The sequence below is a fragment of the Embleya sp. NPDC056575 genome (genome assembly GCF_042793325.1).
In the GTDB taxonomy this organism is placed as follows: Bacteria; Actinomycetota; Actinomycetes; order Streptomycetales; family Streptomycetaceae; genus Embleya.
Window position 1 is genome coordinate 117,730 of sequence record NZ_JBHTVA010000028.1, and the last position, 18,696, is coordinate 136,425.

An 18,696-nucleotide genomic window follows, 5' to 3' on the forward strand; every position below is an offset into this window, starting at 1 on the left:
GGGATCGGGGTCCGTGGCGGTCGGGAGAAGGCCGCACGGAGTGCGAACCGGGATGCAGGATCAGGCCGTTGCCGACCTACGGCGGCGAATCACCAGGGTGCCGGCGCCCAGGACCAGCACGCCGGCCGCACTCGCCGGCAGCGCGATGTCGGCCGCCGAGAATCCACCGTGACGCGTGCTCGGCGTGGCCGCGAAGCCGCCCAGTTTGCCGTCGCGTCGGTACGTCGAACCGGGCAACTTGTCGGCGTACCGCCCATGTACGAGCCCGCGATAGTCGGCCAGGGTGGCGCCGTCCGGGCCGACCGACTGCAGCGCGGCCGGGTTCAGCGGCAGAACACGACCCGCGTGCACCCGGTACCAGGCCGCGATCTGCGGCTCGGTGAACACCGTGTCGTCGCCCGCCTGGCGGGCATAGCCGACCTCGTCGGCACCCGACAGCACGTTGGTGACCCGCCACGCGCCCGAGGCGCGGTCGCGCACCGTCCACACGGTCGCCTCCACCCCGGCGGCCGAGCGGGCCTCGGTGGCGAGATAGGCGAAATTGGCCACCGGGGCCGACGAGTCGCCGCCGCGTACGAAGTCCGCGTTGAGCGAGTACACCGGAACCGCGGCGCCCACGAGCTGCGGGGCCTGCGCCGCCGCGGCCTCGGGGGCGACCTTCGACTGGACCACCGCGCCGTTTTGCGCGGTCGCACGCTGGTCGAGGTGGACGAAGAAGGTCGCCAGCCGGTTCGTGGCCTCGGGGGAGACCAGAGCCTGCCGCGCCGCGTTCCGGTCGGCGGCCGTCGGCGAGTCGCCACCGGTCAAGGCGGCGTCACCGGCGGCCGACGCGGTCGGTGCGAGGAACAGCAACGCACCGATACCGACGGTGGCCAACACTCCGACGCGCCGGGCGGGCGCGCGGGAGTGGTCGGGCCGGGAACGGAAGATGTCGGTCATCACACTCACGCCTCTCCGTACAGCGACTCGGCCCACTGGAACTCGTAGTTGCTGACGTACGAGTTGTAATCCATCTCGCCGTAGCGCTGACTGGACGGCCACGGGTCGGAGTACATCAGCGTTCCGTTGTCCGAGTCGTAGCCGTACAGGACGTTCGCGTGCCCACCGCCCGCGGTCCAGTAGATGCCCACCACGATCGGCGAGTTGGCGTCGATCGAGGATGCCACCGTGCCGAGGTCCAGCGTCCCGGTGACCTGTCCCGGTCGCATGCCGAGGCGGGACCAGGCCCGCTGGACGTCGCTCAGCTCACCGGGCTGGTTCGGGCACTGGTAGTTGGTGGGCAGGCCGCGGGCGTAGTCGCAGAAGGTGTTCTGACTGGTGTTCAGGCCACGGCCGAGATACCTGGCCACGGACAGTCCGGTGGCCGCCCAGCACCACTGGTTCTGCACCTGGGTCAGTTCGGTGAGGGCCAACTGCTTTGCCCCGTAGGCGGCGTGCGGAGCGCCCGGGGCGACCTTCAGGGGCGCGGCGACGGACGGCCTGGCCGGCGCCGCCGACGCGTTGCCGGCCAACGGAACGGCCAGACACAGCGCGGCGGTCACTCCGGCACAGACCGACTTCCAGCGCCGCGACGGCGTGGCCGGCGGGTTCGCGGCGCCGCGAACCGTACCGTGATTCCGCAGAATCATCGTGTCTCCTTCTCGTCCGGCGAGGGGACACCGGACGGAGATCGAGGGGGACGCGACCGGCGAGGGGGCACCGCGGACGGAACGGGACACGCGGTGCCGGACATCCTTGACGACATGCGCGATGAGTCGTCCGGGACGCGGAGGAAGTCCCTCGCCGGTCGTGCGGGGGAACACCGGCAACGCTGATCCTTCACGGCCCGCTCCGGAACCCCCCGGACGGAAAGCAGGGGGTTCCCCCGAGCCCCCCTCGGTGTCGCGACCAACCGCGAAGCGCGGCTATTCCGCCTGGTGGGACCGGCCGTTCGGGCCCAGGGAGAGCCGGATCAGCTCGGCGCGCGAGCGGATCCCGAGCTTTCGGTACACCCGGGTCAGGGTGGACTCGACCGTCTTGGCGGACAGGAACAGGCGGGTGGCGATCTCGCGGTTGGTCGCGCCGTCGCCGACCATCTCCGCGACCCGATGCTCCGCCGGCGTCAACGCCCGTGAGCGTGCCTCGGCGGCGGTACGACCCGCCGCCGGGTCGTCCGCGAAGGTGACCCGCTCCAACTCGGTACGGACCTGATCGAGCCAGGGGCGCGCCGCCGTGTGCACGAACGCCAGTTCCGCGCCGCGCCACGCGGCCAGTGCGGCGGCCGGATGCCGGCGCCGCAACTCCACGACGCCGAGCGCCAACAGGTCGCGGCCGTGCTCCATCGGCAGGCCCAGTCCGCGATGCCGCTCGGCGGTCGCCCGCAGACACTCGGCCGCGCCGGCCAGGTCGCCGGACTCGCCCCGGACCAGGGCGTCGGCCCGGGACAACGACGCGAACACCCCGTCACGGCCCAGTCGTTGCGCGGCATCCCCGACCTCGGCCACCACCGCGCGCGCCTGATCGTGATCGCCCACCGCCACCAGCGCCTCGGCCAGATCCACGCCCCACGGGATCCCCGCCGGATCCACGATGCCGCGCCGCCCGGCGATCGTGCGGGCCCGACTCAGGCAGCCCACCGCCGCGACCGGATCGCGCAGCCGATATTGGATCTGCCCCAGGATGCACAGCGCCAACGGCAGATACACCTGATCCTGCTCGGACCGGCCCACGCGTATGCCCTCGCGGGCCAGTTCCGCGCCCCGGGCCGGATCGCCCCCGGCGGCCTCGGCCACCGCGGCCGCATAGTAGGCCGGGCCGAGCTGTGCGCCGATCTCGCGAGCCACCCGCAAGGCTTCCTGCCCGGCCGACAGCGCCTGGGCGCACCGCCCCGCCCGGACGTCCACGTCGACCTTGGCACAGAGCAGGAACACCTTCTCTTCCGCGTCGTCGGACTCCTTGGCCCGGCGCAACATACGGTCGAGTTCGGTCGCGGCGTCGACGAGCCGGTCGGCGAAGAAGTCCAATCGTGCCTTGACGCCGCGAGGGCCGTTGTGGCTGCCGGTCGGTCCGGCGTCCTGCGGCCGGGCCAGCGCCCTGGTCAGCGGTTCGCGCGCGTTCGGCCGGCCCTGGAGGGTGCCCACGAACGCCTGGAGGGCGAGCGCGACCTGCTCGGTGGAGCGGTCGCCGCCGCGCCGGGCGAGCGTCGCGGCGCGCGCCGCCTCGGTCCAGGCGATCGCCGAGTCGCCGTCGCTGATGTGCGCCTTGCACGCGCGCAGATAGTGCAACCGGGCCCGCCCGCACGTGTCGTCGCCGACCTGGGCGAACGCCTCCGCGAACACCTCGTCCAGGTCGTGCAGCGCCTGGTTGGCCGCGTTGATGATCAGGATGCAGGCCCGGACACGTTGCGCGGGGGTGGGGCCGAGGGCGAAGACGTGACCGGCCAGTTCGCGACACAACTCGTAGTCGGTGGCGGCGTAGGCGTGCCCGGCGCCGTCGAGGCTGCGTTCGCACCCGCGGTCGGCGTGTTCGTCCGGGGTACGCGCCACGGCGAGGCGGGCCAGCGCGGCGGCCTCGTCGGGCATGCCCCGGCGGCGGGCCTGTTCGGCGGCGGCCATCAGCGTGCCGGCCACCCGTTCGTCCGGGCCGGGCAGGGCCAGGGCCAGATGGCGGGCCCGTTCGATCGGCTCGCCGCACACCTCGGCGAGCGCGGCATGCGCGGCGCGGCGCTCCTCCGCGGTGCCGCCGTCGTACAGCGCGGCGGCGAACAGCGGGTGCACGAACCGCAGTCGATCGCCGTCCTCGCCCACGTCGACGACGCCGGCCGCGGTCGCGTCGGCTACGGTGCGCCGGACCAGATCGTCGCCGCTCGGGTCCGCCGTGTGGATCGGCGCGTCGTGCGCGGCGTGCACGAAACCGGCCGCCGCCCGCAGCGTCGCGACGGTGGGACGGGCGGCGGCCCCGGCGAGCAGCAACAACCAGCGGGCGTCGCTCGACCAACCCTCCAGGCGGGTGGTGAGCAGCCGGCGCAGCCGATCGGGCACGGGCAACGGTTGGTCGCGGCTCGGGAACCGGTCCAACCGGCGCAGTGCGCGGGCGAGTTCGAGGGCGTACATCGGATTGCCCGCGCCGGCTCGATGCACCTGCCTGCTGAGCCAGTGGGGCAGAGGGCGTTCGTCCGTCGGATCGTCGGGGCCGGGCGGGATCGGGACGGCGCCGAGGACGCCGAAGGGCCCGCCGGCTCCGAGGGCACCGATGGCTCCGAGAGCCCCGATGGAACCGGCAGTCCGGTCGATTCGGTCGATCCGATCGATCCGGTCGGTTCGATCCGTTCGGTCGAGGAGATCGCGGGTCTCCGCCAGGCCCAGCGGCGGGAGTTCGAGTTCGAGCAGGTCGCCGGGACAGAACCGGCCGCCGTGGATCGGCCCGGCCGGCGGATCCGTGGTCTCGGCGACGACCACGCGCACCCGCGCGGGATCCAGACGCCGGGCGACGAACGTCAGCACCTCGGCGCTGGCCGGATCAACCCACTGCGCACCGTCGATCGCCACCATCGCCGGAGTGGACGCCGACAACGCGCGCAACACCGCGAGCGTACCCAGACGCAACGCCAACGGATCCGGCCCGCCCGGTTCGGTCGGCTCACGGCACAACACGACCCGCAGCGCGGAGCGTTGCGGCGCGGGCAGTGCGCGCAGTACCTCGTCGCCGACCGGGTCGAGCAGGTCGGCGAGCGTGGAGAAGGCCAACTCCCGCTCCGCCGCCGCCGGTTCGCTCCTCAGCAGCGGTGCGCCCCGGTCGCCGGCGAGCAACGCGCGCAGCACGTGGGACTTGCCGATCCCGACCGGGCCGTGCAGGACGACGCCGCCCGAGGCGAGCCGATCCCGGGCCAGCGCGGTCAGTTCGTGTCGCGTACGGTCGGTGTGCGCCACGCGTCGTCCTCACCATGCCGGATCCACGTCCGCCGAGGCCGCCAACCGCCCGCGGCCGGACCCATCGTCACGCGGCTCCCGCCGGGCGTCAACGGGCGGGCGCGGCCGGGGCTTCCCGGAAGCCCCGGCCCGTCGACGCTCGTGGCGGGGTCAGGAGCCCAGATAGCGCAGGATGGCCAGGACCCGGCGGCTGTACCCGGTTTCGGGGCCGTGCGGCAGGTCCAGTTTGTCGAAGATGGCGTTCGCGTGCTTCTCGACGGCGCTCTGCGATATGTGCAGGGCCTTGGCGACGGCCGCGTTGGTGCGACCCTCGGCCATGTGCGCCAGGACCTCGGACTCCCGGGTGGTCAGCCGGTCCAGGGGGTCGGTGTGGGTGGTCCGGGACAACAGTTGGCGCACCACCTCCGGATCGAAGGCCGCACCGCCGGCGGCCACCCGGGCCAGCGCGTCGAGGAAGTCGTCGACGTGTGCCACGCGGTCCTTGAGCAGATAGCCGACCGCCGCGCCGTCCTGGGTCAACAATTCGACCGCGTAGCGCTTTTCGATGTACTGGGACAGGACCAGCACCCCGACGCCCGGCTGCCGGCGGCGCACCTCCAGGGCCGCCCGCAATCCCTCGTCGGTGTGCGTCGGCGGCATGCGTACATCGGCCACCACCACGTCGGGCACGTGTGCGGCGACCGCCTCGACCATCGACTCGCCGTCGCCCACACCGGCGACCACCTCGTGTCCCTCGTCGGCGAGCAGTCGGGCCAACCCCTCCCGCAGCAGCGCCGAATCGTCGGCCAACACTATGCGCACGGTACCTCCGCCGTGATCGTGGTGGGCCCCCCGGGCGGACTGTCCACCCGCAGGGTTCCGTCGAGCGCGCCGACCCGCCGGGCCAGGCCGGACAGCCCGCCGCCGGCCGGATCCGCGCCGCCCACACCGTCGTCGACGATCCGTACGGCGATCCGGTCGCCGCTTTGGTCACCCGTCCGGCCGCTCAGGTCGGCCACGGTCACCGTCACCACGTCGGCACGGGCGTGCTTGACCGTATTGGTGACCGCCTCGGCGACCACGAAGTAGACCACCGTCGCGACGATCGGCGCCGGCTCCGACCGTACGCCGTAGTCCAGTTCGACCCGCACCGGCGCCCGCTCGGCGATCGTCTCCAGGACCGCGCGCAACCCGCCGTCGTCCAACCCCGTGGGATGGATCCGCCACGCCACGTCCCGCAGATCCGTCAACGCCTGCTGGGCCTGCTCGTGGGCCTGGCGCAACAACTCGTCGGTCCGCGCCGGATCGCCGCCGCGCCGCGCCCGGCCGAGCAGCATGCCCAGGGCGACCAGACGCTGCTGCACCCCGTCGTGCAGATCCCGCTCGATCCGCCGCCGCTCCTCGTGCACCGCCTCCACCACGCCCGCCCGGCTCGCCGCCAACTCGTGCACCCGGCGCCGCAACACCTCGCTCGGATCCGGCCCGAGCAACCGCCGGGCCAGCGCCCGATCGGTGTCCGCGAGCCCGACCAGACCGTAGCCGGCCAGGCACAGCAGGGCGGCCCCGGGCAGGACGAGGATCGCCACGTCGGCCGTGGTCGTATTCGGACTGCCCGACAACCACGCACCCACCATCACCGCGCCGAACCCGACCCCGGCGACGACCAGCGCGAGTACGGCGCCGCCGAGCAGCCCCACCGGGACATGCGCGGCCAGGTACCGGACCAGACGGCGAGTGTCGGTCGGCGGCGGCGGCGCCGCACCCGGCCGGGCCAGCCGCCGCCGCTCCCACCCGGCCAACGCCCGGGCACCACGCGCGAGGGGGCGCGGACGCCCGGAGCCACGCGGCCCGGTCACCGCCCACACCGGGCCGGCCACGATCAGGAAGAGCAGGACGAGGATCGCGGTGAGGGTGCCCAGCGCCAGCGTTCGTACCGCCGCACCGGCCACCCGGGCCCGACCGCGCAACATCGAGCGCAACCCGGGAGCCCGAGCCGCCGGGTCGGACGCGTGATCCGCCGGGTGGTCCGCCGCGCACTCCGCCGCGTGGTCCGCCACATACTCCGATGCGTGTTTCGACGCGGATCCCGAATCCCGCAAGGTCCCTCCCCTCCTTCGTCGCGCCCCAGCCCTCCGATCGGCAACCGGAGCCGACGAGCCTGCCGGCCCGGCCGATCGCCCCGACCACCCGGGTCGCCGATTCAGCCACCGCCGGCCATCGCCTCGGACAGCGGGACCCGGGTCGCCCGGCGCGCCGGCAGCCAGGCGGCGAGCACGCCCACGGCGATCGCGCCGAGCAGGACGGCCGCGCAGGTCGACCACGGCACGGTCAGGGTGTCCAGGCCTCTGTCGGCCAGTACGCGCCGGGTGGCCACACCCCAGAGCAGGCCGGGGATCAGCCCGAGGAGCGCGCCGACCACGGAGATCAGCACGGCCTCCGCGCGGATCATCCGCCGGATCCGCCGCCGGGTCAGGCCGAGCGCGCGCAACAGCGCCATCTCGCGGGTGCGTTCGACCACGGACAGCGCGAGTGTGTTGACCACGCCGAGCACGGCCACCAGGATCGCCAGCGCCAACAACGCGTACACCAGGTCCAGGGCCAGCGCCACCGTGTCGTGCAGTGCCGCGCGATAGCTCTCCCGATCGCGGACCTTGGTCTGTGGGTGGGCGGCCAGCCGCCGTTCGAGGTCGTCGGCCACCCGGGCCCGATCCGCTCCCGCCGCGGCGGTGGCGAAGTACACGTCGTCCAGGGGAACTTGGTCAGGAGGCAACTGCGCGCGCACGACGTGTGTGCCGACGTACGTGGCGCCGGAGGCGAACAGGTCGCCGTCGCGCACGATCGCGCCTACCCGCAGCCGGGCCGTGCCGCCGCCGTGGAAGCGCACCGCCACCGAATCGCCGACCACGAGCCGGTACTCCTTGGCGAACGCCTGCGGAACGGTGATCCCGTCCCCGCCCGGCGCCAGCGTCGAGCGGGCGTCGCCGGCGGTGAAGCGCAACCGGAAGTCGTCGGTGAAACGTTCGGTGGTGGCCGTCAGATCGTGGTCGCGATCGGTGCCGTGTGCGGTGATCAGATCCGCCCGCACGGTCTTTTGCGCGGTGACGTGGTCCAGACCCGGCGTCTCGCGGATCGTCCGCGCCACCTGTTCGGTCATCGGCCGGGCGGACATCACGAAGTAGTCGGCGTTCATGGTGCGTTGCAGTTGGCCGTCCACGGAGGTCACCAGCGACGCGGCGAGCAGGGACAGGAAGCTCACCAGGGCGATGCCGACCATCAGGGCCGAGGCCGTGGCGCCGGTGCGGCGCGGGTCACGGACGGTATTGCCACGCGCGAGCCGGCCGATCGGCCCGGATCGACGGGCGAGCAGTCGGTCCAGGCCGCGCACCGCGCAGACGCTCAGGAACGGGGCGCCGGCGACGGCCGCGAGCAGCGTGAGCAGTACGCCGACCGCGAGCAGCGGCCCGGCGGCGGCGAGTTCGTCGGCCCGGACCGCGAGCAGCAGCGCACCCCCGCCGAGGACACCCGCCACAGCGGCGAGCACGCTTCGAGCACGCGGCGACCGCGCATCGGTCGGGCCGGCCACCCGCAGCAGGGCGGTCATCGGCGGCACCCGGCCGGCCCGGCGCGCGGGCAGCCAGGCCGCCGCCAGGGTGATCAGCACCCCGACCGCGTACACCACCACCGGCGTACCCGGCCGCACCGTCGGCCCATCCACCGCCGGGGCGTCGCCGACCGGCCCGACCAGCCGGATCAGCCCGACCGCCAGTGCCACGCCCAGGGCCAGACCGAGCGTCGAACCCGCGACGCCCAACACCCCGGCCTCGCCGAGCACCAGCCGGTTCACCTGTCCGCGCCGGGCGCCGACGGCGCGCAACAGCCCGCTCTGTCGCGTGCGTGCGGCGACCAGCATCGAGAAGGTGTTGCCGATCAGGAACACACCGACCAGCACCGAGATCCCGGCGAAGCCGAGCAGGATGTAGGTGACCAGGTCCAACGAGGCCCCGGCGGCGTCCCCGCGCGCGGCGGCCTCCCCGTCGCGGGTGCGGACCGTATAGGGCGCGGCGTCGGGCAACGCGGCCAGGATCGCCTGCCGCACCCGGGTGTCGGCGACCCCGGAGGCGGCCTCGACCGCGACCGAGGTGAAGGCTTCGGCCCCGCCCAGCAGGCCGCGTCGCGCCGTCGCCGGGTCCAGGAACACCTCGGCGTCCCCGACCCGGTCCGCCCGGTCGTGTGCGATGCCCACCACGGTCGCCTCGAACGTCCCGGGCACGGCCGCCACCCGCAGTCGGTCGCCGAGGCCGATCCCGTGCGCCCGCGCGTGCTTCGCCGCCACGACCGCCTCCGCCGGGCCGGTCGGCGCGCGACCGCGATCCAGGCGCGGTGCGGCGCCGGCCGGCCAGTCCGCGACGAGGCTGCCGCGCGCACGCAGCGGTGCGCCCCGGCCGTCCAGCACCACGGTGTCCGGGACGTGCACCCGCCCGTACGCGCCGCGCACCCCCTCGGCCCGGGCCGCCGCGTCACGCACTCCGGCGGGCACGGTCGGCGGAATACCGGTGCCGTCCTGTCGATCCGCGTGCGCCGCCGGTGTGATGGTCACATCGGCCGCCGTGTCCGCGAACGCCGCGCGAGTCGATGCCGCGACCGAGTCCCGGAACACCAGGGACCCGGCCACGAACGCGGTGCCCAGCACGATCGCCACCAGCGCCAGGAGCATGCGGGTCCGATGCGCGAGCACTCCGCGCAGGCAGATGCGAGCCAGGATCATCGCCACACCCCGCGCACGCCGTCGCGGACGGGACCTCGACCGGCGGGGCCCCGGTCGACCCGACCGCCGGCGCCGTGATCGAGGCCGCCCCGACCGTCCGGACCGTCGTGTCCCGGCCCCGCACGCCCGTCCAATCCGCGCATACGCTCGAACACGCCGTCCGCCGTGGGGTCGGCCAGATCGTCCACGATCCGGCCGTCGGCCAGGAACACCACCCGGTCCGCGTACGCCGCCGCGCGCGGATCGTGGGTCACCATCACCACCGTCTGATCCCACTCGTCCACCCCGCGTCGGAGCAGGTCCAGGACCCGCACGCCGGCCCGGGAGTCCAGGTTCCCGGTCGGCTCGTCGGCGAAGACCAACTCCGGCCGGGCCACCAACGCCCGTGCCACCGCGACCCGTTGTTGCTGACCGCCGGAGAGCCCACTCGGGCGATGGCCCAGTCGATCGGCCAGTCCGGTGGCCTCGACGATGTGGTCCAGAAGTGCCCGATCCACCCGCCGCCCGGCGATCTCGACCGGCAGCGTGATGTTCTCCAGCGCGGAGAGCGTCGGCAGCAGGTTGAACGCCTGGAAGACGAACCCGAGCCGGTCGCGCCGCAGTTCGGTCAGCGCGGTGTCGTCCAGATCGCCGAGTTCGGTGTCCCCGATCGCCACGTCGCCCCGGGTGGCGGTGTCCAGCCCGGCCAGACACCACATCAGCGTCGACTTGCCCGAGCCGGACGGCCCCATGATCGCGGTGAAGCCGCCGCGCATCAGCTCCACGTCCACTCCGGCCAACGCCGTGACCCGACCGGCGCCGGACCCGTACTCCTTGACCAACCCCCGCGCCCGCGCCGCCACCGGCGATGTGGCCGGCGCGTATCCGGCCGCCGACCCACCCCGCGTCCTGCTCCTCGGCATCCGCCGACCTCCTCGCTCGCCCGGTGAGGGCCCGCTCCCGCGAACGGGCCCCGAATCACCGGTACGAGCAGCCTGCTGGAGCGCGGACGGCCGCGACATGGGGCCGAGCGCCGAGTCCACCTGCGGAAAACCACACCCCCCCGGGGTGGCGTCCCGGCGCCGGCCGGGCCCGGGTCAGCGGCGGCAGAACCTGCGTTCCGCCGCCTTCGGGTCGGCCGGGACGGTCAGCCGGGCGCGGTCGAAGGAGCCGATGAGGTTGCGCAGGAATCGGCCCGGTGTCATCGGCTCCGTCGTGGAGCGCACCAACTCCTTCAGGTCGCCGCAGTCCAGGGCGGCCCGGGCGGCGCGGATGTCTTCCGGGGACGCCGCGTTCGACGGGATCCGCGACCAGGCGGCCGGGTCGACGTACAGGGCGACGTTCCACGCCAGGGGGAGCAGCTTCTCGTGGCCGGCGGCGACGTGTTGGGTGCGCTCGATGTGCGCGCCGACCGTGTTGCTCAGCCCCCACACGTCCACCACGATGCCGCTCAGCGGGGTGACCACGCCGCCGACGCCCAGGCGCCCCATCACCAGGCCCTCGGCTGCCCGCACGTCGGGTCGCAACGGCAGCGGCGGCAGGCCGCCGGCGGCGGAGAGGTGGTTGCCGTCCAGTACCAGAAGGTGCCGGCCCTGGGCATCCATCCGGTACAACTCCGCGCGCAGTCCCGGCAGGGTCCCACTGTGCGCGTACGAGGTGGTGGGGTTGGTGGTCCTGGTCCAATTCACGTACACCATGCGCTCGTTCCAGGTCTGGTACACCCGCGGACGCGGCCCGTCGGTGGTGGTCAGACCGGACCGCAGCGAGACGCCGCACCAGACGGCCCAGACCGGCACCAGCACGAGAACGGCCGCCACCCGACGATCCACGGGCACGAGCAGGGCCGGCAGCAGGATCAGCACCAGCACCGGCACCCACATACGACCGTGCATGAAGTCGCCGCCGACGCCCACGACGTACAGCGCCTGGACGAGCGCGGCCACGACCGGCGTGGCACCGACGATGAGCGTGCGTCGCTCGCGCGGGCGGTGGCGGAGCAGGAGCAGCGCCACGACGGCCAGGATCAGGAGGGTGGGCATCCACAGGCGGTAGGGCCGGTCGATGTCGAGGAGATAGTCCCAACCGCGCCCCCAGTACAGGCGCGTCGCGCTCTTCGTGACGGCGGGCATCGGGCAGGGCAGGCCGTAGAAGCCCATGCGGAAAACCTGGTATGCCAGGGGGAGTGCGCCGGCGGCCAGGAACATCGCCACGACGGCACGCCGTCCCGATCCGGACACCAGGGTCAGGGCGATCAGGAACACCAGTGCGGTCGCGGCCAGTTCGGGGCGGATCAGGGAACCGAGCCCGAACACCGCCGCGACGCCGAGGCGATGCCGGGTCGACCACGCCCGGGGATCGCCTGCGGACGTCAACCACCACGACAGGCCGATCCAGGCGACGAGCAGGCCGGTTTCGAGCCCCGACGTGGCGAAGTCCCAGACCGGGGGCAGCGCGACCAGGACGAGGGCGCCGGCGGGCACGAGGATCCGGCCGGTCTCCGCGCGCAGCAGCCGACGGGTGCCCGACAGGGCGAGCCACAACCCGGTGACCGACAGGACGAGGCCCGCGTAGACGGCGATACGGGCCGGATCGCCCGGGACGAACGCGTCGAGCAGCACCAGCAGCCACTGCCACAACGTGCCGGTCGACGTCTCCACGCGCTCGCCGGGGCTGTACACCGGACCGTTGCCGGCGAGGATCTGCCGGGCCGCGCGTACGTAGATCAACCCGTCGTCGGTGATCCACCGCCGGTGCCACCCCATGCCGGCCAGGATCAGCACCGGGAAGGCGATGACGAGGTGGTCGAGGAGGCGGGTCCGGCGGGCGAGACCCCGGCGGGGGCCGGCGGCGGGCTCCGGCCGCGCGGTGACGTCCGGGACCGCGTCGGGCGCGTGGGTGGGCGTGGTGGTGCCGGTCATGTCGTCCTTGTGTTCCGGGTCGGTGTTCCGGTTCGACGGGTGGACGGTCGTTGGGGCGCCGTCGCGCCGGACCGCGTGCGTGTGCGAAGCCGGTCACGATCGAGGCGTCGGGACGATCGACAACACGTGCGAGCCGTTGATCCCGGCCGTCGATTCGCCGGGCATGGTGTCGATGATGTCGCGTTCGAGTACGGCCGTTGTCCCTATTACCGCCTCGATCGGGTGATTTTCCCGGGGCCGGGTCGGTACCGGGCGCGAGCCGGCACGGTCGGCGCCGGGCCCGTGTCGGTCGGGGCGTGCGACTGCCCATCAACCAGGGCGGCGGTGGCTCACCCTCGTCGCGGCCGGGATCCCGTGATCCACGTCAACCCGCACCCCGACCGGGTGCCCGCCCGACCGTCGTTTGCCGGCTATTGCCGGGCCGGGACCGCGTCGATCGCGGCGGCTACCGCTTCGGGGGCGGAGATCATGGGCAGGTGGCGGGACTTGGGGATGAGCGTGGGGGGCGGGGCGCCTATGCGGTCGGCGGTTTCGGTGGGGGTCTTGTGGTCGAACACGTCGTCGTTCGCGCCGAAGACCACCGACTTGGGCATGGGCACGTCGCGCAGCAGCCGCAGGCGGTCGGAGGAAATACCCAACACGCCCTCGCCGAGCATGCTCCACAGGGCGCCCTCGGCGCCCGCCACCTGGAAGGGTCGCCGCCACTGGTCGACCCCCGCGCCGTCGAGCCGAGGGCACTCCGGTCCGCACTGCGAGCCGTACACCTTCCGGATCAGCCAGTCCGTACCGAGCCCGATCCGCAGCAGGCTGGTGCGGAACGGGTCGATCAGCACGTATTCGAGCGCCGACGGCGGACCGGCGCCGGTGTCGAGCGCGTCGCCGTCGAGGAGCATCATCCCCCCGATCCGCTCGGGCGCGCGCAGGGCCGCCTCCGCGACCATCGCGGCCCCGCTGGAGTGGCCCACCAGCAGCGGCCGTTCACCCGGACCACCCAGGTGCATCGCGTCCAGGAAGCCCAGGAGTTGCCGGGTGAGGTGGTCGACCGTGTACGGGCCGCGCCGCTGGCTGTAGCCGTATCCGGTCAGGTCGAGCGCGTAGACCCGGTGGTCGCGGGCCAGCAGCGGAGCCAGCCGCGACCAGGTGTCGACGGACTCGAAGGCACCGTGCACGAGGACGACGGGCGACCCGGACGTGCCCCACGTCTGGTAGCGCGTACGGATGTCGGCCGCCTGTACGTAGGTCAGTCCCTCGGGCGGGTCGGCCCGGTCGTCGGTGAACGCGTTGTACGTGAACGACGCGAGCGTCACCGCGACCAGCGTCACGACGCAGGTCAACGCGATCCGCCGCCCCCAACGGCGAAGCCGCGACCGCGTCCGGGGCGGCTCCGTTCCGCCGGACGGCGGATCCGTGGCCGGATGGTCGGCGTCCGAGGTCGGGTCGGCCGTGGAGACGCCGACACCGGCGCCGGCATCGGTCACCGTCGCGGTCGAGTCGGCGCCGCCCGGCCGGGCCTCGGCGGCCGAGCCGGCCTCGTCGCCCCGGCCGCCACCCTCCGCCCCAACGGTGCCGCTGTCAGTGCCGGTATCGGTGCCGACTTCGGGACCGGCTTCGTCGTCGGTGCCGTTCTCGGTTGGTCGGTGCTCCACAGCAGTTCCCCGTCGGTGGTCGAAAGCGCCGGGACACGACCCGGCCCGGACGCGGCGGCGCACCGGGTGGGACGGACGCCTCCGTCCCACGCAGTCGCCCTGACGAGAACAACTCTCGCCCGCGCCCCCCGGCGCCCGCATCCGACGGGAGAAGTCTCCTCGCGTGCTCCGTGGGCGGCATGGCACGGCGAAGCCCATGCTCCCCCGGAAGTAGTCTCCACGCCGCACCGGTGCCGAGTCGCCCCGGCGGGATCAGGGACGAGGGTGGTCGCCGGTCGCCCCGTCGAGGAGTTCGCGCACGATGTCCATGTGGCCGGCGTGCCGCGCCGTGTCCTCGATCATGTGGATCAGGACCCAGCGCAGGGACACCGTATTGCCGTTCCAGGACGTGCCGACGTCGTCCAGGCCGAGTTCGTCGACGACCCGGTCGGCGGCGACCCGCGCACGGCCGTAGAAGGCGACCAGGTCGGCCGTGGACTCGCTCGGCAGCACGGTCATGTCGTCTTCCGGGTCGAACCACAGCGGCTCGGTCTCGCGCCCGAACGTCGTACAGAACCACCCGTACTCGACCGCCGCCAAGTGTTTGACCAGGGACAGCAGATTGGTCCCCGAGGGTGTCATCGGTCGCCGCAGCGCGTCGTCGTCGAGACCGTCGAGCTTCCACAGGACCGCATCGCGATGCCGATCGAGACTGGCGAGCAGACTCTCCTTCTCGGCACCGGTGTAGGGCACGATTCTTGTCATCGACGGACCCTAACAGCGCCCCCGGCGCACCCCGCGAGCCCGCCCCGAACCGTCAGCCGAGGAAAAGCGGCAACCGCGCCGCGAGATCACCCAGTTCGGCCCGCTCCCCGTCCGTCGCCGCCCGCCGCCCGGTACCGACCAGCAGCGCGTCCCGGTCCGACCAGGACGCCGGGAAGGACGCCCCGGCGATCCGCTCCAGCAGCTCGTGGGTCCGGGCCAACCCCTCGGCGGGCGGGTCCGCCGCGTCCGGGAGGTGTGCGATCAGGTCGAGGTGGTGCAGGGTCCACTCCAGGACGTACACGGACAGGTAGTCGGCCACGGTGAGCACCTGGTCCCGCGTAGCGACCCGCAGCTCGGGATCGGCCAGTTCGGCCGCACGCCCGGCGGCCGAGCCGACGTCGTCGAGGTGGAACTTCAGCAACCCGGGATCCTGGTACGCGGCGGCCAGCCGAACCGTCAGCGCGTCGAGCGGATCGTCACCGGTCGGCGGCGTCTCGGCGACCTCCCAATACGTCACCGCATCGCGCGTCGGCTCCGTGTCGGCGGGCGTCACGAGTGTGATCAGGACGTCCTGCGCGTCGATGACCAGGTGGCACACCAGGTCCTGCACCAGCCAGCCGGTACACCCCGACGGCCGGGCGAAGTCCTCGTCCGAAAGCCCGGCAACCGCCGTGCGCAACGCCGTCCACGAGCGTGAGAAGAGATCCACACGGGCACGGTAGTCCGCGCCACCACAGCCGACAAACGCTTTTGCCCGGCGCGACATGGATCGGTCGCGACCGGGCCGTTCACCCGCACGGGTGCTTGGGTGGAAGCGGGGATTTCCCCGGGACGTGTGCCCTGTGGGGCCGGGGCGGTCCGGTCGTGCGTATGCGTGATGCGGCGAGGGCGGTTTTTCTGGTGTGGGCGATCGGCCTCACCGAATGGGAGCGAACATGCGTAGGACGACCGGGGCGGCGAAGAACACGCCGGGTGGCGAGGCGGGGGGCGGTGCCGGCGACGGGCGCCGTCGACGCGCCATGTCGTGCCCGCGATGCCTGGGCGCGAGCGAGCGCTGTACCCACACGATCGGGGAAGCGACCGGCGTGATCGTCGTCGGCTCGGCACCCTCCCGGTCACCGCACCGGGCCTCCTGGAGCCGCGCGGGTACGGAGCGGGGGCGTGGCCGTCGGACCCGGTGAGGATCGACCACGGATCGGCGCCGGCCGCACTGTCGGCGCCGATCCGGCACACACGGCACACAGGGGCGAGGCGAGGCACGACGGAAGATCACCAGCCGCATCACATTCGGCGAAGCAGGCGGCCGGCATTCAGTCGAACAGGGACTCCTGTACGTCGCTCGGGGGGAGGAACTCCGGTTCGATCGGGGGCGGGTACGTGCCCGCGGTTCGCGCGAGGTCCTCCAGGGTGGACCAGCGACGGCCGGCGACGCCCTCGCCGACGAGGGTGTGGAACAGGTGGGTCACGGCGTAGGCGTCCCAGGTGGCCGCGCGGTCCTGCGGCGGCTGGAGGCCGATGGCGCGCAGGCGGCCGTCCAGGGACTGCGGCGTGGCGGTGGGCCGGACGATGGCGGCCAGGGTCATCAGGTCCAACACGACGCAGGACGCCAGCGCCGGGCAGTACGCGCGTTGTTCGCGGATGATCGTCGTCTCGGCGAACGGCGGGACCGCGATCAGCGCGTGCGGGTGGTCGCCCGAGATCCGCCGGTCGATCGCGGCCAGCGCCTCGGCCACGGATCCCGGCTCGGCCGGCGGGACGGGGGTCGTGATCGGCGCGGGGGGAGGGCTCCCGGGCTCGGGCGGTTCGATCACCGCGTGCGCCCGCCAGGAGACGAGTTCTCCGATCCCGTGGTGCGCGAGGGCGGCCACCTCCACCGGCGCCGGGCGCTGCACACCCCGGGTCACCAGCCGGAAGCGAAGCCCCACGAAGCGCACATCGGACAGTGCCGTCGTAGTCGCGTGTCCTGCCATGCGGGGAGTGTAGGCGCGCCGCCCCAAGGAATCCCGAACCCCCGACGGCACAGGCGTTTTGCGCTCAAAGCGGTCCCCGCACACTCGGCGCAACCACCCCGGTCAACCCCTTCCCGCCCCGGAACGCGCGACGGGACGGCCGCACGGTCGCCACTCAGACCACGGCCGCCTGGATCGTGAGGGTTCCTGCGGCGGTGTCGAGGGCTGCCTCGGTGCCGAGCGGAATCGTCGGCGGGTGGGGGCCGTGCCCGGCGGGGATGCCGCCGAGGACGGGGACGCCCAGCGGGCCCAGTCGGTCACGCAGGACGTCCACGATGCCCCATCCGCCCAGGGTCGGGTCGTCGGCGTCCCGCTCGAAGTCGAGGAATTGTCCGAGCACCACGCCGCGCAGACCGTCCAAGGCGCCGCTGCGGGCGAGTTGGGTGAGTGCACGATCGACCTCCCCCAGTCCCGTGCCTCGTTGGTGTTCGAGGAAGAGGATGGTTCCGTCGAGAGCGGGCAGTCCGGCTCCGGTCTCGGTGCGGATCGCGTCGAGGTTGCCGCCGACCAGGACGCCGACGGCGGTGCCCCCGAAGGTGATCGGGGCGGTGACCTCGGTGGGGTCCCGGTGCAGGACGACCGGCGTGGTGGTGGTCAGCGCGCGACGCAGCGCGGTGGCCGAGGCGGGGCCGCACCGGTCTCGGGTGCCGTCCGGGAACGGGCCGTGCAGGGAGGCGAGTCCGCAGTGGGTCCACAGCGCCAGGTGGAGGTGGGTGATGTCACTGAAGCCGACGAGGGGCTTCGGGTCACGGCGCAGCGCGTCGAAGTCGAGGTCGTCGACGATGCGGTAGGCACCCTTTCCGCCTCGGCTCGCGAGCACGGCGCGGACTCCGGGATCGCGGAAGGCCGCGTTCAGGTCGGCGGTGCGGTCCCGGTCCCTGCCGGCCATGTACCCCCATCGGTCGAAGGCGTGTTCACCCACCTCGACCCGCAACCCCCATGACGTGAGCAACTTGACGCCGTACGCGACGCCGTCGCGGGTGGGCGGACTGGCGGGGGAGACGATGCGGACCCGATCGCCGGGGTGTAGGCGCGGGGGACGGGTGGGTTGTCGTGGGTTGTTGGTGGTGGTCACGGTGGAAGCCTTCTTTGGGTGGCTTCTGGGTGGGTGGGAGGGGTGGGGGATCGGTGGAGGTGGAGGGTGTGGCCGGTGACGAGTTCGGAGGTGATTCGGAACCATGTCTGGTGGGGGTCGTGGGGGGCTGGGAGTAGGTGGTTCAGGCGGGTGAGTGTGGTGGGGTCGTCGATTCGGGAGGCGTGGCCGGTGATGGTGCCGGTCCAACCGGTGTGCGCGGTGGGGTCGATGTGGTCGGTTTGGAATGCGACCACGGTGTCGAGGGCGGCCTTGGCGAGGGTGGAGTCGGGCGGGGTGCGGAACACCACGCATTCCCGGTCGAGGGCGAACCGCACCACGTGGACGGCCGGGAGGGCACCCTCGCTGACGATGACGCGTCCCATCGGTTCGCTTGCCATCAGGCGGAGGGTTTCTCGGCGGCCGAGGCGGTGGTTCGTGGGTGGGGGCTTGCTCATGGCTCAACTTTCGAACCGGGGACGGGAGTGGCACAGGGCCGAACGGCCCTGAGCCCACGCCGTCGAGCGCCGCGGTATCACGTGCCGTGCGCCGCGGAGCCCCACGGCCCCGCGAAACCGTCAACCCAGTGGTACGCGCCATTCGAGTAGTGCGCCGTGGTCGGGTGCCGGGCCGAATGTGCAGGTTCCGCCGAGGGTTTCGGCGCGTTCGCGCATGTT

At 73.2% G+C, this 18,696-nt stretch carries 14 protein-coding genes; all 14 read right to left on the reverse strand.

Annotation, left to right across the window (positions count from 1 at the left end; all coding sequences use genetic code 11):
- Positions 1 to 60 precede the first annotated feature (60 nt).
- A complete protein-coding gene (locus ACFRCG_RS23115; protein WP_380034272.1) occupies positions 61 to 939 on the reverse strand; it encodes a hypothetical protein in 879 nt (292 codons plus the stop codon).
- A 5-nt stretch (positions 940 to 944) separates the two neighbouring features.
- Complete coding sequence (locus tag ACFRCG_RS23120; RefSeq protein ID WP_380034247.1) at positions 945 to 1,628, reverse strand: papain-like cysteine protease family protein; 684 nt, start codon at positions 1,626 to 1,628, stop codon at positions 945 to 947.
- A 276-nt stretch (positions 1,629 to 1,904) separates the two neighbouring features.
- Positions 1,905 to 4,907: a LuxR C-terminal-related transcriptional regulator gene (locus tag ACFRCG_RS23125; protein WP_380034249.1), complete on the reverse strand. Its 3,003-nt coding sequence runs from the start codon at positions 4,905 to 4,907 to the stop codon at positions 1,905 to 1,907.
- A 150-nt stretch (positions 4,908 to 5,057) separates the two neighbouring features.
- On the reverse strand, positions 5,058 to 5,708 hold the full coding sequence (locus ACFRCG_RS23130; RefSeq protein ID WP_380034251.1) for a response regulator: 651 nt from the start codon (positions 5,706 to 5,708) through the stop codon (positions 5,058 to 5,060).
- Positions 5,699 to 6,985: a histidine kinase gene (locus tag ACFRCG_RS23135; protein WP_380034253.1), complete on the reverse strand. Its 1,287-nt coding sequence runs from the start codon at positions 6,983 to 6,985 to the stop codon at positions 5,699 to 5,701. Before ACFRCG_RS23135 ends, ACFRCG_RS23130 begins: the two co-directional genes overlap by 10 nt.
- A 101-nt stretch (positions 6,986 to 7,086) precedes the next feature.
- Positions 7,087 to 9,651 (reverse strand): ABC transporter permease, encoded by a 2,565-nt coding sequence (locus ACFRCG_RS23140; protein ID WP_380034255.1) that lies wholly within the window; start codon positions 9,649 to 9,651, stop codon positions 7,087 to 7,089.
- The gene (locus tag ACFRCG_RS23145; protein ID WP_380034256.1) at positions 9,648 to 10,553 is read right to left on the reverse strand and encodes an ABC transporter ATP-binding protein; all 906 of its coding nucleotides are present in this window, start codon (positions 10,551 to 10,553) and stop codon (positions 9,648 to 9,650) included. The genes ACFRCG_RS23140 and ACFRCG_RS23145 overlap by 4 nt, the downstream gene beginning before the upstream one ends.
- A gap of 174 nt (positions 10,554 to 10,727) precedes the next feature.
- Entirely contained in the window at positions 10,728 to 12,548 is a 1,821-nt protein-coding gene (locus ACFRCG_RS23150; RefSeq protein ID WP_380034258.1) for a hypothetical protein, read from the reverse strand.
- Between the two features lie 410 nt (positions 12,549 to 12,958).
- The gene (locus tag ACFRCG_RS23155; RefSeq protein WP_380034260.1) at positions 12,959 to 14,194 is read right to left on the reverse strand and encodes an alpha/beta fold hydrolase; all 1,236 of its coding nucleotides are present in this window, start codon (positions 14,192 to 14,194) and stop codon (positions 12,959 to 12,961) included.
- Between the two features lie 252 nt (positions 14,195 to 14,446).
- Entirely contained in the window at positions 14,447 to 14,938 is a 492-nt protein-coding gene (locus ACFRCG_RS23160) for a DinB family protein (protein ID WP_380034262.1), read from the reverse strand.
- A 52-nt stretch (positions 14,939 to 14,990) separates the two neighbouring features.
- Positions 14,991 to 15,647: a maleylpyruvate isomerase N-terminal domain-containing protein gene (locus tag ACFRCG_RS23165; protein WP_380034264.1), complete on the reverse strand. Its 657-nt coding sequence runs from the start codon at positions 15,645 to 15,647 to the stop codon at positions 14,991 to 14,993.
- 601 nt (positions 15,648 to 16,248) lie between these two features.
- Positions 16,249 to 16,908: a hypothetical protein gene (locus tag ACFRCG_RS23170; protein WP_380034265.1), complete on the reverse strand. Its 660-nt coding sequence runs from the start codon at positions 16,906 to 16,908 to the stop codon at positions 16,249 to 16,251.
- 154 nt (positions 16,909 to 17,062) lie between these two features.
- Positions 17,063 to 18,022 carry an LD-carboxypeptidase gene (locus tag ACFRCG_RS23175; protein ID WP_380034267.1) on the reverse strand — a complete coding sequence of 320 codons (960 nt, stop codon included), beginning with the start codon at positions 18,020 to 18,022 and terminating at the stop codon, positions 17,063 to 17,065.
- Positions 18,019 to 18,477, reverse strand: coding sequence for a pyridoxamine 5'-phosphate oxidase family protein (locus ACFRCG_RS23180; protein ID WP_380034268.1), 459 nt, complete (start codon positions 18,475 to 18,477; stop codon positions 18,019 to 18,021). The genes ACFRCG_RS23175 and ACFRCG_RS23180 overlap by 4 nt, the downstream gene beginning before the upstream one ends.
- Positions 18,478 to 18,696: the final 219 nt, after the last annotated feature.

Excerpts from the sequence above, each read along its gene's own strand:
- ACFRCG_RS23145 (WP_380034256.1), bottom strand. The coding sequence starts at position 10,553 with ATGCCGAGGAGCAGGACGCGGGGTGGGTCGGCGGCCGGATACGCGCCG.
- ACFRCG_RS23120 (WP_380034247.1), bottom strand. The coding sequence starts at position 1,628 with ATGATTCTGCGGAATCACGGTACGGTTCGCGGCGCCGCGAACCCGCCG.
- ACFRCG_RS23150 (WP_380034258.1), bottom strand. The coding sequence starts at position 12,548 with ATGACCGGCACCACCACGCCCACCCACGCGCCCGACGCGGTCCCGGAC.
- ACFRCG_RS23170 (WP_380034265.1), bottom strand. The coding sequence starts at position 16,908 with ATGGCAGGACACGCGACTACGACGGCACTGTCCGATGTGCGCTTCGTG.
- ACFRCG_RS23160 (WP_380034262.1), bottom strand. The coding sequence starts at position 14,938 with ATGACAAGAATCGTGCCCTACACCGGTGCCGAGAAGGAGAGTCTGCTC.
- ACFRCG_RS23115 (WP_380034272.1), bottom strand. The coding sequence starts at position 939 with ATGACCGACATCTTCCGTTCCCGGCCCGACCACTCCCGCGCGCCCGCC.
- ACFRCG_RS23180 (WP_380034268.1), bottom strand. The coding sequence starts at position 18,477 with ATGAGCAAGCCCCCACCCACGAACCACCGCCTCGGCCGCCGAGAAACC.
- ACFRCG_RS23140 (WP_380034255.1), bottom strand. The coding sequence starts at position 9,651 with ATGATCCTGGCTCGCATCTGCCTGCGCGGAGTGCTCGCGCATCGGACC.